Annotated in this window: 11 protein-coding genes; 6 read left to right on the plus strand and 5 right to left on the minus strand. The window is 63.8% G+C overall.

What is annotated here, in order from left to right; translation table 11 throughout:
• Positions 1–15 precede the first annotated feature (15 nt).
• The 6 genes from AC3YMN_RS06675 (at position 16) to AC3YMN_RS06700 (ending at position 7,078) form a co-directional block, all read left to right on the plus strand.
• A complete protein-coding gene (locus tag AC3YMN_RS06675) occupies positions 16–1,740 on the plus strand; it encodes a DUF1800 domain-containing protein (RefSeq protein WP_489889422.1) in 1,725 nt (574 codons plus the stop codon).
• Between the two features lie 17 nt (positions 1,741–1,757).
• Positions 1,758–3,008 (plus strand): DUF1501 domain-containing protein, encoded by a 1,251-nt coding sequence (locus AC3YMN_RS06680; protein WP_489889423.1) that lies wholly within the window; start codon positions 1,758–1,760, stop codon positions 3,006–3,008.
• Positions 3,009–3,049: 41 nt separating this feature from the next.
• Positions 3,050–4,105, plus strand: a complete 1,056-nt coding sequence (locus AC3YMN_RS06685) for an ABC transporter substrate-binding protein (RefSeq protein ID WP_489889424.1) — start codon at positions 3,050–3,052, stop codon at positions 4,103–4,105.
• Positions 4,106–4,227: 122 nt separating this feature from the next.
• Positions 4,228–4,377, plus strand: coding sequence for a hypothetical protein (locus tag AC3YMN_RS06690; RefSeq protein ID WP_164854933.1), 150 nt, complete (start codon positions 4,228–4,230; stop codon positions 4,375–4,377).
• A 146-nt stretch (positions 4,378–4,523) separates the two neighbouring features.
• On the plus strand, positions 4,524–6,296 hold the full coding sequence (locus tag AC3YMN_RS06695; protein WP_489889425.1) for a sensor domain-containing phosphodiesterase: 1,773 nt from the start codon (positions 4,524–4,526) through the stop codon (positions 6,294–6,296).
• Positions 6,293–7,078 carry a GGDEF domain-containing protein gene (locus tag AC3YMN_RS06700; RefSeq protein WP_489889426.1) on the plus strand — a complete coding sequence of 262 codons (786 nt, stop codon included), beginning with the start codon at positions 6,293–6,295 and terminating at the stop codon, positions 7,076–7,078. Before AC3YMN_RS06695 ends, AC3YMN_RS06700 begins: the two co-directional genes overlap by 4 nt.
• 24 nt (positions 7,079–7,102) lie before the next feature.
• On the opposite strand, the gene AC3YMN_RS06705 is transcribed toward AC3YMN_RS06700, so the two are convergent.
• The 5 genes from AC3YMN_RS06705 to AC3YMN_RS06725 form a co-directional block, all read right to left on the minus strand.
• Positions 7,103–7,948 (minus strand): alpha/beta fold hydrolase, encoded by an 846-nt coding sequence (locus tag AC3YMN_RS06705; protein ID WP_489889427.1) that lies wholly within the window; start codon positions 7,946–7,948, stop codon positions 7,103–7,105.
• Between the two features lie 65 nt (positions 7,949–8,013).
• Positions 8,014–9,888 (minus strand): ABC transporter ATP-binding protein, encoded by a 1,875-nt coding sequence (locus AC3YMN_RS06710; RefSeq protein ID WP_489889428.1) that lies wholly within the window; start codon positions 9,886–9,888, stop codon positions 8,014–8,016.
• 193 nt (positions 9,889–10,081) lie between these two features.
• Positions 10,082–11,140 (minus strand): ABC transporter ATP-binding protein, encoded by a 1,059-nt coding sequence (locus AC3YMN_RS06715; protein WP_489889429.1) that lies wholly within the window; start codon positions 11,138–11,140, stop codon positions 10,082–10,084.
• Between the two features lie 11 nt (positions 11,141–11,151).
• The gene (locus AC3YMN_RS06720; protein WP_489889430.1) at positions 11,152–12,237 is read right to left on the minus strand and encodes a Gfo/Idh/MocA family protein; all 1,086 of its coding nucleotides are present in this window, start codon (positions 12,235–12,237) and stop codon (positions 11,152–11,154) included.
• Positions 12,234–13,250 (minus strand): Gfo/Idh/MocA family protein, encoded by a 1,017-nt coding sequence (locus tag AC3YMN_RS06725; protein WP_489889431.1) that lies wholly within the window; start codon positions 13,248–13,250, stop codon positions 12,234–12,236. Before AC3YMN_RS06725 ends, AC3YMN_RS06720 begins: the two co-directional genes overlap by 4 nt.
• Between the last annotated feature and the right edge of the window lie 144 nt (positions 13,251–13,394).

Here is a 13,394-nt window from a genome sequence, read left to right on the forward strand (position 1 = left end):
AGGTACCGGACCACATTGAGCCTGCCACGCGCTGAAAACCTGTCGGCACTTTCCGACGCTGCCTGGAGCTATGAGCTGGCGGCGCATCTGCTGGAGCGCGCCGGTTTTGCTGGAACGCCCCAGGAGATCGAGCAACTAGCCGCGCTGACACCGGCCGCTGCCGTCGCCAGCCTCGTGCACTACCGCCAGCACGACAACAGCCATTTGCCGCCCTTCGAGGAATCGGGGTTCTGGGACCCCACGCTCAAGGATTTTCCGGTCAGCCGCCCCGCGGCCACCACCCTTGCCGCACAAACCGGCGAGGCGATGGGCGTGCGCGCCAAGCCCAGCGGCCCGCGCCCCCTGCAGGCCGTCACCAATCGCTTCTTTTACTGGGCCCGCGCCACGACGCTTGAAACCCGGCGCATCGGCTATTGGTGGCTCGATCGCATGGTGCGCACCAACCGCCCGCTCGAAGAAAAACTGACCCTGTTCTGGCACGGCCATTTTGCCACCAGCGAAGAAAAGCTGCGCGATTACCGCAAGGCGCTCCTTCAGCTCGGCACTTTGCGTGCCGGCGCCAGCGGCAATTTCGGCGCCCTGCTGGAAGCGGTGGCCAAGGATCCGGCCATGCTGGTTTACCTCGATGCCGCCCAGAACGTGAAAGGCGCGCCCAACGAGAATTTCGGCCGCGAGGTCATGGAATTGTTCACCATGGGCGTGGGCAATTACACCGAGGACGATATCCGCGAAGCCGCCCGCGCTTTTACCGGCTGGGGCAATGACGATCTCACCTTTGTGGTCGATCCCGACAAGCACGACACCGGGATCAAGAATTTCCTCGGCCACACCGGCGCCTTTGCCGGCGAGGACATTCTGCGCATCATTCTCGAGCAGCCGCAAACCGCCAACTACATCGCCGCCAAGCTCTACCGCTTTTTTGTGCGCGAGCAGATTTCGCCCGACTTCGCCCAAACCCTGGGCGACCTGCTGCGCGCGGGCAATTACGAGATCGCCCCGTTCCTCGAGACCATTTTCCTGTCCGAGGACTTTTATGCCGAGCCCTCGATTGCGGCCCATATCAAGTCGCCGACCGAGCTGATCGTCTCGACCTATCGCAAGCTCGGGATTGGGGAACTGCCGGGCATTCCCGACCCTTGGAGCGTCGGCAAGACGCTGGGCCAGGTGCTGCTCTATCCACCCACCGTCGCCGGCTGGGGCGAAGGTCGCGCCTGGATCACGCCGGGGCTCTTGTTCGAGCGCGCCAATTTCGCCCGCGAAGTGATGTTCCCCAATGTGATCGACTTCACCGATCCCCTGTTCAACCCAGGGCGCGTGGTCAAGCGGGTCAATGCCAATATCCTTTCGGGCATGGAGATCACCGCGGCCACCCTCGAGGAAGGCGCCTCGCCCAGCATGGCCGCCGGCATCCAGGAAAGCTTCAATACCCGCTACGGGAGCCTCGTGGGCTATCAGGAGGCGCTGCGCAAGCTCAAGCCGACGCCCCGCGCCCCCGCCCAGTTCAGCCTGTCCGACATGCTGCGCACCGAAGGCGCCGCGACAACGGGCGAGGCGGTCGACCTGCTCGCCCGGCGCCTGCTTCGGGTGCCCCTCGCCCAGCCCGCCCGCGCTGTGCTCATCGAGACACTGGACGGGGAGTTGGGCACGACGAGCCTTTCGGAAGCCGACACCTATATGGAGCACGGCCTGCGCATGGTGGCCCATCTCATCATGAGCGCACCGCAATATCAGCTGGCCTGACCGGCGGAGACCTTTTCATGGCAAGACCACCCAAACTCAGCGGCACCGACAAGCAAGGCCTCCTGCAAAGCGGCTTTGGCAGCATGGTGCTGGGTGGCGCCAGCGGCATCAGCAGTTCGCCGGTCTGGTCCAGGGTCGCCCAAGCGCAGGCCGATGCCAATGAGCGCATCCTCGTCATCGTCGAGCTGTCGGGCGGCAATGATGGGCTCAACACCGTCATCCCCTTTGGCGATGACGCCTATTACAATGCCCGCCCCCATCTCGGGATCCGCCCCGACAAGCTGCTCAGGATCGACGACCAGTTCGGCTTCCAGAAAACCATGAGCGGCTTTGAGCGGCTCTACAAGGACGGCATGATGGGGATCGTGCATGGCGTGGGCTATGACCAGCCCTCGTTCTCGCATTTTTCCTCCATGGCCTTTTGGCAGACCGGCGCGCCCAATAGCGGCGAGGCCTATGGCTGGCTCGGGCGCATGGCTGATGCCATCGATCCGCTCGGCCACACCACCAATTTCCTCGTCAATATCGACGACAACCAGTCCCTGGCCGTGCGCTCGATGAACCATGTGCCGCTGGTCTTCAACAACCCCGACAACTTCACCCGCCGCGTGCTGCACGAGGAAAAGCCGGCGCTGGGCGTGCTCGACGCTCGCTTTGGCAATGGCGGGCGCAACCCCGCCGAGGATTTCCTCTTTGACGTGGCGGCCAGCGCCAACAGCTCCGAGCATCTGGTGCGCGAGGCCTGGAACACCTATTCCAGCCCCATCGACTATGGCCTCGTGCCCTTTGGCCTCGAACGCGTCGCCGCCCTTATCGCCGCCGAGTTCCCCACCAAGGTCTACTACGTCCCTTATCGCAACAATGCCTTTGATACCCATGTCTATCAGGGCGACACCCATGCCCGGCTCTGGGCCTATACCTCCGACCACATCGCCGCCTTTGTGCGCGACATGGAGCGGATCGGGCGGGGCGATGACGTGGTTGTCATGGTGTTCAGCGAATTTGGCCGCCGCGTCGCCGAAAACACCAGCCTTGGCACCGACCACGGCACCGCCGGCCCCGCCTTTGTGATCGGCAAGCCGGTGCTGGGCGGCCACTACGGCGGCGTACCCAGCCTCACCGATCTCGACGACGGCAATCTCAAATTCACCACCGATTACCGCCGCATCTATTCGACCCTCATCGAGGGCTGGATGGGCCATGAGCATCCCTCGGGCATCCTCAAAAGCGCGTTCAGCTCCATCCCCCTCTTTGCCCCCAAACACTAACCCGGACCCAACAGTCCAACCCGTCACCAGAAAGTAGTGCCATGTCCGCTCACCCCACCCGCCCCCTTGTCGCCGCCCTTGCCACCGGTTTGACCCTTGCCAGCCTGCTCGGCAGCACCGCCCTCGCCCAATCCACCGATCTGCCCGAGATCAACCTCGCCTTGGCCAGCACCGACGCCAATTTCAACCCCACCACGGGCTCCATTTTCCGCATCGCGCAGGATATGGGCTTTTACGAAAAGCACGGGGTCAAGGTGAATGTCGTTACCCTCGATGGCACGCCCCAGGCCGTCGCCGCGCTCAATTCGGGTGCCGTTGATGTGGCCGATATCACCATCGAATCGGCCATTCGACTACGCGCCGAAAACGACGTGCCGATCCGCGGCATCACCGCGGTGTCTTCGGGCAGCGCCTTTCTCATGGCCGCCAAGGACGACATCGAAACGGTCGAGGACCTCGCCGGTCGCTCCTTTGCCATCGCCGATAGCGGCAGCCTTGATCACAACCTGACCGTGGCGGTCCTCAACAGCTACGACATCCCGACCGACGCGCCCAATTTCGTCGCCATCGGCGCGCCCGATATCCGCGTCCAGGCGCTGGCCGCCGGCCAGGTCGATGCCACTACCGTCTCGTTCGGCACCTATCAGTCGATTGCCGACGTGGAAGGCATCCATGTGCTGGTGGATGCCGATGACTTTGCCGAGCGCTCGCCCGGCCAGTCCAAGTTCGTCGCCGCGCTCGAGCCCACGATCGAAGCCAAGCGCGACGCGCTGCAGCGCTTCACCGATGCCCTGGCCGATGCCGCCCGCGCCATGCAGAACGATCCCGCCACCTGGGAAGCCGCCATTGCCGCTGCCCGCGATGACCTCTCTCCCGAAGCCATCTCCGCCACCGCCGCGCTTAACACCTCGCGCTGGTGCGTCAATGGCTGCATGAACCCGGACAATCTGGCCGCTGCGGTCGAGTTCGCCTATGCCAATCCGGAATTTGCCGAAATCGCTCCCGTTCCGCTCGACGATCTGGTTGACCTCAGTTTCAACGAAAAGATGCTGGAAAACCTTGGCGTGTTTGAAGGCGACGTGCTCGACAAGCGCTAAGCCAACCCAGCGCAGCCGCGTTTCCAGCCCCGAGCCGGGCCGCGGCTGCCACGACCCGACGGAGCCAGCCGATCCCGACCGATACCACTACCCTGATTATCCTGGGCCTTGTTGGCCTTGTCGTGGTCTGGCTCGTTTTCACCGTCCTGCGCAAAATCTTCGGCGTCTTGCTGGTGGTGGCGCTGGGTGCCGGTGGTCTCGTGCTGTGGAACAATCCGGCCCTGCTTGCCAGCTTGACTGATACGCTCGCCGCCTTTGCCGGCGGGCGCTGAAAAACGCCCAATATCGGTTGCAGTTGATCCCCCCGGGTAACACCGCATTAACTGTGCTCAGCAGCTGCAATCTTGCGCTTAAACCTTTTTCATCTTCCCGCCGTAACTTTGAGCTACGCAACAACGGACGATAAAGGCAAAGCGTGATGCAGCAGGATGAAGGCGAGCGGCTCCGGGCGCTCAATGATTTGGGTCTGCTCAACACAGCACCCAGCGAAAGCTTTGATCGCATCACGCGCATGGCCAGCCAGATCTTTGGTGCCCCCATCGCCGCGGTCTCACTGACCGACAAGGACCGGCAATGGTTCAAGTCGCGCGTAGGCTGCGGCACCGAGATTCCGCGCGAGCGCGCCCCCTGTGCCGAAGTCACGCGCCTCGGCGATGTGCTGGTGGTTTCCGACCTTTCCCAGGATCCGCGCTTCAAGGGCAATGTGCTCGACCAGAGCGGCGTGCGCTTTTATGCCGGCGCGCCCCTGACCACGCGCGACGGGTTCACCCTGGGCGCGATGTGCGTCCTCGATACCAAGCCGCGCACCATCACTCCCGAACAAGCGCGCATCCTCACCGATCTGGCTGCCATGGTCATGGCGCAGGTCGAACTGCAGCATGCCCTGGGGCGCATCGATCCGGCCAGTGGCCTGCCCAACCGCAACCAGTTTGCCGAAGACCTCGAGGATCTCAGCCGCGACCATGCCGGGCAGGAACGCGTCGCCATGCTGGTGGATCTGGTCGAGCCCGTCCAGCTCAACCAGTCCATGCGCATCCTTGGCCCTGCCTATCTCGACACCATGATCAAGACCGCCGCCGGCGCCATCAAGGAGCGCCTCAAAGGCGAAGCCGCCCTCTATCAGGTCGGCGTCACCCAATTCGCGACGGTCCTCGTCGGCCACAATCCCCAGGTGCTGTTCGATCAGGTCGAAGCCCATTTCGCGGAAGTGGGCGAAACAGCGCTTGGCCGCGATCGCGTCGCTTCGGCGCCGGTGGTGGGCCTGATGCCCTTCCGCCTCGGCGAAGTCTCGCCCGCCCAGGTCCTGCGCGCCGCGCTTGGCGCCGCCCAGGATGCACGCGACGCCGGCAAAAGCGTCGGGCTTTATTCGGTGGCGCTCGATGATGCCCATCAGCGGCGCTATGCCCTGCTCGATGGCCTCCATGATGCCCTACTGGCGCCCGACCAGCTCAGCCTTCACTTCCAGCCGCGCATCGATCTGCGCACCGGGCGGTGCGATGGCGTTGAAGCGCTGCTGCGCTGGCAGCATCCCGCCCTGGGCAATGTTGCCCCCGGCGAGTTCATTCCCCTGGCCGAAGCCACTGAACTGGCGCGTCCCCTGACCCAATGGGTGATCGAGGCGGCGCTCCAACAGGCCGCCGCCTGGCGCGCCGCTGGGCTCGAGCTCAAGATTTCGGTCAATGTATCGCCGGCCAATCTCGAGGAAGCCGATTTCGCCGAGCGGATGGGCGAGGCCCTTGCCCGCTACGCCGTGCCCGCCCAGGCGCTCGAAATCGAATTCACCGAAAGTGGGCTGATCCGCAACCAGGGGCGGATCCTCATCAATCTCGCTGCTATCCGCGCGCTTGGCATTGCCTGCGCTATTGATGATTTCGGCACGGGTTACAGCAGCTTTTCCTATCTCAAGGACATTCCTGCCGAGATCATCAAGATCGACCAGAGCTTTATCCGGACCCTCGTGCCTGGTGGTGCCGACAGTGCGCTGGTCAGGGGCATGATCACCATGGCCCAGGAGCTTGGTTTGCGCGTCGTGGCCGAAGGGGTGGAAACCCAGCTTGCCTATGATTTCCTGTGCGAGGCCGGTTGCGATGAAGCCCAGGGCTACCTGATCTCGCGGCCGGTGCCCGCCCAAGCCTTCACCGCCTGGTTGCACGCCCGCGACCCCGCCACCAAGCACCACGTCGCGGCATGAGCAAGCGCCTGGCCATGCAGCTCGACTTCTCCCCCACCGGACGCCTGCGCGTTTGGCTGGTTACCCTTGCCGGGATGATCTTCTGCGCGGGCGCGGCGCTGTTCGTGGACTCCTTCAATTTCCCCACCATGACCGCTGACGAGTTCCGGCGGGCCATAGCAGTCGACCTGTTGCTGCCCAGTGCACTGGCAGGCCCGCTGCTGTTCTTGCTGATGAGCAAGATCCGGCAATTGGCCATCGCCCAGCGCGACCTTGCCAAGCTGGCGTCTACCGATAGCCTGACCGCCGTGCTCAATCGGGGCGCCTTCACCATGATGGTGGACGCATATCTCGAGCAGTCGCGCGCCCATGCCAATCTGCGCTCGGGTGCGCTGCTGGTGATCGATGCCGATCACTTCAAGAACATCAATGATCGCTTCGGCCACCAACTGGGCGATGAGGCGCTCAAGCTGATTGCCGGCACCATCAAGGGCATGCTGCGCGGGGCCGATATTGTGGGGCGCGTCGGGGGCGAGGAATTTGGCGTATTTCTGCCCGGTGCAACCCCCGAGGAAGCGCGAACAGTTGCCGAGCGCATCCGCCAGGCGGTTGGCAGTCTCAAGCTCCCCTTGCCGGCCATATCAGACGAAATCACCGTCAGCATTGGGGGCGTGACTTATAACGGGCTCGCCACCTATGACCATCTGTTCTCGCTCGCGGACGAGCGGCTTTATGGTGCCAAGGCCACCGGGCGCAACCGGGTGCTGTTCCGCCACTTCACCGATCCGCCACTGGCCGCCTGAACCCCGAGGGCTGGTCACCTGGCATCACGACGCGCGTGCGCAGTTGCGCACGACAGCTGCGGCAATCTCGGGCATGTCCATTTCGAGCAATTCGTGGCCGCGCTCGGGCAGGATGATCAGCTCCGCGCCGGGCACGGCGGCGGCGCTGGTGCGTGCTGCCGCGAGGGAAATTACCGGGTCTTGGCTGCCATGCACCACCAGGAGCGGCAGCCGTAAATCAGCCGCGCTCAAGCCCGGATCAAGTTCTCCCCCGACCGAGCCGTGATTAAAGGCACTGGCCATGCTTTGCGTTCGGCTCAGCTCCTGTTCGATCCGGGCGCTCGCAGCATCGGTGTCGAACGGCACGGCAGTACCGGCGCAGAGTTCGGCATCGCGGAGCATAAAGCGTCGAGCGGCGGCAGCGTCGCTCCAGTCGACCGAGCCGAAAGTGTCGAAATGCTCGAGCAGTGCCGGCGCAATTCCCTCGCCTTGGTAGTTCATGCCCAGCGGTTCGGCCGAAAGCAGGGCCAGCGTCGCGACGCGCTCGGGATGCTGCAGCGCCACGATCTGGGCGAGATACCCGCCCAGCGACATGCCCACCAGATGGGCCCGACGCACCCCATAAGCGTCCAGGATCGCGACCAGATCATCGGCAAGCTCCTGGATGGTGTAGCGGATATCTCCGGGCGGGTTGGTCGTGGAGGCGCCAGTATCGCGATGATCGAACCGGATCACCTGAAACCCCGCACCAGCCAGCGCCTGCACCAGCGATTGGGGCCACCACACCATGGATGCCGTGGCGCCCATGACGAGGAGGATCGTCCCTTCCAGCCGCTCCCCTTCCGCCACACTTGCCAGTTGCGCTCCACCACTGCTTGTTATCATGCGCATTTCAGCTCTCCTCTTGGACCAAAAGCCGCGTTGGCGCCGCGGCTCCACTGAGCCGCCAGGGATCTCTAGCGGCCGCCGACCTCCGCGGGATCAAGGAAACCGCCCGATTGCCGCTGCCAGAGTTGGGCATAGGTCTTGCCATGCGCCAAGAGCTCGGCATGGGTGCCCTGCTCGATGATGCGGCCCTTTTCCAGCACCACCAACCGATCCATGGCGGCAATGGTGGAAAGGCGATGGGCAATGGCGATGACGGTTTTGCCTGCCATCAATCGTTCCAGCTGGCTTTGGATCGCCGCTTCTACCTCGCTGTCCAGCGCCGAAGTCGCCTCGTCCAGCACCAGGATGGGCGCGTTTTTCAGCAGCACCCGGGCAATCGCCACCCTCTGGCGCTGCCCACCCGATAGCTTGACGCCGCGCTCGCCGACCTGCGCGTCGTAACCGGTGCGTCCACGGTGATCGACCAGGGTTTCGATGAACTCGTTGGCCTCCGCCATTTCGGCGGCGCTGACCATTTCGGCGTCGCTCGCTTCGGGCCGGCCAAAGACGATATTGGCGCGTACCGAGCGGTGCAGCAGCGCAGTGTCCTGCGTGACGACGCCGATATTGGCGCGCAGCGAGGCCTGGGTCACCCCGGCAATGTCCTGCCCGTCAATGGTGATCCGGCCCCCTTCGAGGTCGTAAAAGCGCAGCAACAAGTTCACGAGCGTCGACTTGCCCGCTCCCGAGCGCCCGATCAGCCCGATCCGTTCGCCCGGGGCGATATCGAGATTGAGCCCCTCGATCACGCCCTGTGTTTGGCCATAGTGAAACGAGATGTTCTCGAAGCTGATCGCGCCTTGCGTCACCACCAGCGGCTTGGCATCGGGCGCATCCACCAGTGCCAGCGGCCGGGCGATCAGTTCGGCCGAGTTCTGCGCCGTGCCATAATTGCGCATCAATCCGTTGAGCTGGTTCATCATGCGCCCCAGCAGATTGTAGAGCCGCAGCACCAGCCCGAGGGTAAAGGCGACCCCGCCAACCGAGATCAGCCCTTGCGTCCACAAATGCACGGAAAGGGCACCGATCCCGGCAATGGCAATGCCCGACAGCATGCCCATGGCCGAGCGCACGCCCACCAGCGTACGCGCGAGGCTGCGCATGGCTTCGATGAAGCCGTCAAAGCCGCGGCGCACAAAGCGGTCGTCTTCATCGCTGGAGCCAAAGAGTTTCAACGTCTGAATATTGGCAAAGCTATCGACGATCCGGCCATTGAGCGCCGAGGCCGCTTCCGCCGCCTGCGCCGAGCGCTGGCGCATGCGCGGCACATAATACCAGGCGAGGAGCGCAAAGGCGAAGATCCAGAGCGCCACCGCCGCACCCAACCGCCAGTCGAGCTGGCCCACCAGCACCAGCGTTGTCAGCGCATAAACGGCGATGAACCACACGACCTGGAGCAGTGCGACCATGAAATCGCCCACCGCTCCGCCGCTTTGCCAGACTTTGCTGGCAATGGCGCCGGAAAAGTCGTTCTGAAAGAACGACAGGCTTTGCCGGATCACATGCGAATAGGCCTGCCAGCGCACAAGGTTGTAAAACCCGAGATTAACCGTCTGCTCTTCCACCGCCGCCGAAAGCCAGGTGACAATGAAGCGCACAACGAGCACCACCACCAGCATGATGCCAAGCTCGGTGCCGGCGCTGGCGAGGAGGCCATTCCAGCCCGCCGCCTGGTTGGCCGCGTCGAGAATGTCCACCAGCCGGCCGACATAATAAAACAGCGCCGCTTCCACCAGCGCCACTGCCCCGCCCAGCACCAAGAGCGCGAGGAAAGGCAACTTGGCTTGGCTGACATAATGCCAAAAGAATTGCGGGCCGGTGCCGGGCGGTTGCAAGCTTTGCGGCGCCCGAAACGGGTCGATCCAGGATTCAAACAGGCGATGAAGGGGCGTCAACACACTCATGGCCCCACCCTAGTCCCCGCCGCCATGCGCAACAACGCTCCGCAAAGAAGAGCCGCCCGCGGCAGGCCGGGGCGGCAAGTTGGCTTGGAGGTTCAACAAAACCAGCCCGCGGACGATGGGCGCCAGATCTTAAGATTGTGTTGCACCCGATCCCTCAGTCCACCGCCACACCCGCAGCAGTGGAAAAGCGGCGCTAAAAGGCGTGGCCGTCCTTGTCGAACAAATGCACCCGCGCGGGATCGATAAAGGTTTCGATATCCGAGCCCAACGCAAACTGCCGCTGCCCCTCCAGCACAATGGTCAGCGCCTGCCCGTCGGCGGTGGTGGCATACACCACGGTCTGGCCCCCCAGGCTTTCCACCAGATCCACCCGCACGTTCGCCAGCCGCGTTCCGGCGCCCGGGGTTACCGAAATATGCTCGGGCCGGATGCCGAGCGTCGTTGCCCCCGCCGCCGCGCGATTGAGGCTCATCCGATCGCCCGCGACCTGCAGCTCATTGGCATTGCCCTGCGCCTGGGCGGGCAAAAAGTTCATCTTGGGCGAGCCGATAAAGCCCGCCACAAAGAGGTTGCGCGGATTGTTGTAGAGCTCGAGCGGCGCGCCCGCCTGCTCGATCACCCCGGCGCGCAGCACCACGATCTTGTCGGCCATGGTCATGGCCTCGACCTGGTCATGGGTCACATAGATCATGGTATTGCCCAGGTCATTGTGCAGCTTGGCGATCTCGACCCGCATCTGCACGCGCAACTCGGCATCGAGATTGGACAGCGGCTCGTCGAACAAGAAGATCTTGGGCTCGCGCACGATCGCGCGCCCAATGGCGACGCGCTGGCGTTGCCCGCCCGAGAGCTGCTTGGGCTTGCGTTTGAGCAGCGGCTCGATGCGCAAGATCTCGGCGGCCCGCGCCACCCGCTGCTCGATCTCGGCTTTTGGCGCCCGCGCGGTTTCGAGCCCAAACGCCAGGTTCTGGTAGACCGTCATATGCGGATAAAGCGCATAGCTCTGGAACACCATGGCAATGCCGCGCCGGGCGGCGGGCACTTCGTTCATGCGCTGCCCATCGAGCAGCAGATCGCCCCCGGTGATGGGCTCGAGCCCCGCGATCATGCGCAACAGCGTGGACTTGCCGCAGCCCGAGGGCCCGACAAACACGGTGAATTCCCCCGGCTCGATGCGCAGATCCACCCCATGGATCACCTCGATGTCGCCATAGGCCTTGCGGATATTGTCGAGCACGACGCTGGTGGCCATGAGAACGCTCCTTAAGCCTTTTGGAACTGGGGCGGCACCCAGCTCGAATAGCGGGGATGGTCGGCCCGGAGGGGCAGTTCCACATCCTCGTGGGTGGTGGAGGAATGATAAAACGCCGTCACCAATTGGAGTGCCCGGCGCGAGTCGGCTGAGGTCACCGGCAGCGGCGCCTGCCCCGTCAGCGCCGCGTGAAACCGCGCCATCTGCGTCTGGAAGCGCGAGGGCACATGCTGCCAATCGGCTAGCAGCGTCTCGATTTTTTCACGCGTTTCCGCGTTGCGCGGCAGGATGGTCCAGGGCTTGTTGCCGGGATTATAAGGCTCGTGATCGCTTTCGAAGGTCACGTTCTCGAAGGCCAGCCGCAGCCGCGTGATTTCCTGGGCCGAGCCCAGCGTCGCCGTGAAGCTCCCGAGCGCCCCGTTCTCGAGCTCCAGCGAAGCGGTGACGCAATCTTCCACTTCGATGTCGTTGACCCGCGTCGCCACGCGCCCGAACAGGCGCTTGATGTCGCCCATCAGATACGTGAAGAGGTCATGCTGGTGGATGGCGTGGGTCATCAGCACGCCCCCCAGTTCCGTTGCCCATTTGCCGCGCCAGGGCACGGCATAATAATCAGGCCCGCGCGTCCACAGCGTTTCCACCGTGCCCACATAGGGTTTGCCGGCGATCCCCGCATCGATGATGGCCTTGGCCTGCTCGATGCCATCGCCGAACCGGTACTGGAACACCGGCATCAGCATGCCCTTGGACTTCTTTTCCTCGGCGATCACTTCGTCGACTTGGGCGAGCGAGCCGACCAGCGGCTTTTCGCAGATCACATGCTTGCCCGCGCGCAGCGCCGCCAGCACCATGGGGTAATGCAGCATGGGCGGGGTGCAGATATCGATGATATCGATATCGTCCATCGCCAGCACGGCGTCGAACTCGGTTTCGCGCCGCGGCACGCCGAATTCATCGGCAATGGGGTTCATGCGCTCGGGGTTGAGATCGCAGAGCGCGAGGACGCGGAACTTGTCGGCATTGGGCGCATAACCCTCGACGATATGGGAGCGACCAATGCCGCAGCCGATAATGGCGACGTTGAAGATCTCTTTCACTGCTGCCACTCCGTGCCGCGTTCGGCCAGTTGCTGGGCGGTCAGCGCCAGCTGCATGGCATTGAAGCACCGCTCCTGCGGCATCGCCGTCTGCGTTCTGTTGCGCACATCCTCGAGGAACTGCCGCCCGAAGGGCAGTTCGGTCGCCGAGCAATCCAGATGCTGCACCCCGGACTTGTTCACCAGGAACAGGTGATCGGTGCCCGGACGGCCGGCAATATCGATATATTTTCTGAGCTCGATATAGCCCTCGGTGCCCAAAATGGTCAGCCGGCCATCGCCCCAGGTGGGCAGGCCCTCGGGAGTAAACCAGTCGACGCGGATATAGCCGGTGGTGCGAGGCGTGCGCATATGCGTGTCGCCCACATCCTGCAGCCCCGGCCGGTCGGGATGGGCGCGATTGGCGACGCTCGCCGAGATGATTTCGGCATCCAGGCTATTGGAAAAGAACAGGAACTGCTCAAACTGGTGGCTGGCGATATCGCACAAAATGCCGCCATAGCGGCTGCGGTCGAAGAACCAGTCGGGCCGCTGGTTGTTGCGGATGGCATGGGGTCCGAGCCCCACCGTGTTGATCACTTCGCCAATGGCGCCCGCGGCAATCAGATTGCCGGCTTCGACGGTGGCCCGCACCTCGAAATGCTCGGAGTAAAGCACGCCATAGATGCGGCCCGTCTCCGCCTGCACCCGCTTGATCTCCTCGAGCTGGGCAAAGCTCGTCATGCCCGGCTTGTCGGACAGCACATCCTTGCCATGCTGCATGGCGGCAATGGAAATGGCCGCTCGCTCGGCGGGAATGGCCGAGGTCAGGATCACCGCGATGCTCTCATCCTCAAGGATCGCCCTGGGATCGGCAACCCGCCGCGCCTGCGAGTATTTTCCCGCGAACTGGCCCGCCAGATCGTCCTCGGGCGCATGAAACGCCACGAGTTCGGCACCGGCATCGAGCAGGCAATTGACCTGCCCATAGATATGGCTGTGATTGATGCCGATCGCGGCAATCTTGATGGTCATGGTCTACTCAGTTCTTTTGGACCGGGAGTGTCGGGCTGTTCTTCCCCTCCCCCTTGAGGGGAGGGGTCAGGGGTGGGGGTGCCGGCCGTTCCCCCCGAGTGGAGCGCAGGCCGGGTCCGCACCCCCAAGGGGAGGGAACCGGGC

The sequence above is a fragment of the Devosia sp. Z11_6 genome (assembly GCF_058133665.1).

Coding starts and splice junctions, on each gene's coding strand:
- AC3YMN_RS06685 (WP_489889424.1), top strand. CDS start 3,050: ATGTCCGCTCACCCCACCCGCCCCCTTGTCGCCGCCCTTGCCACCGGT.
- AC3YMN_RS06725 (WP_489889431.1), bottom strand. CDS start 13,250: ATGACCATCAAGATTGCCGCGATCGGCATCAATCACAGCCATATCTAT.
- AC3YMN_RS06680 (WP_489889423.1), top strand. CDS start 1,758: ATGGCAAGACCACCCAAACTCAGCGGCACCGACAAGCAAGGCCTCCTG.
- AC3YMN_RS06715 (WP_489889429.1), bottom strand. CDS start 11,140: ATGGCCACCAGCGTCGTGCTCGACAATATCCGCAAGGCCTATGGCGAC.
- AC3YMN_RS06705 (WP_489889427.1), bottom strand. CDS start 7,948: ATGCGCATGATAACAAGCAGTGGTGGAGCGCAACTGGCAAGTGTGGCG.
- AC3YMN_RS06710 (WP_489889428.1), bottom strand. CDS start 9,888: ATGAGTGTGTTGACGCCCCTTCATCGCCTGTTTGAATCCTGGATCGAC.
- AC3YMN_RS06695 (WP_489889425.1), top strand. CDS start 4,524: ATGCAGCAGGATGAAGGCGAGCGGCTCCGGGCGCTCAATGATTTGGGT.
- AC3YMN_RS06700 (WP_489889426.1), top strand. CDS start 6,293: ATGAGCAAGCGCCTGGCCATGCAGCTCGACTTCTCCCCCACCGGACGC.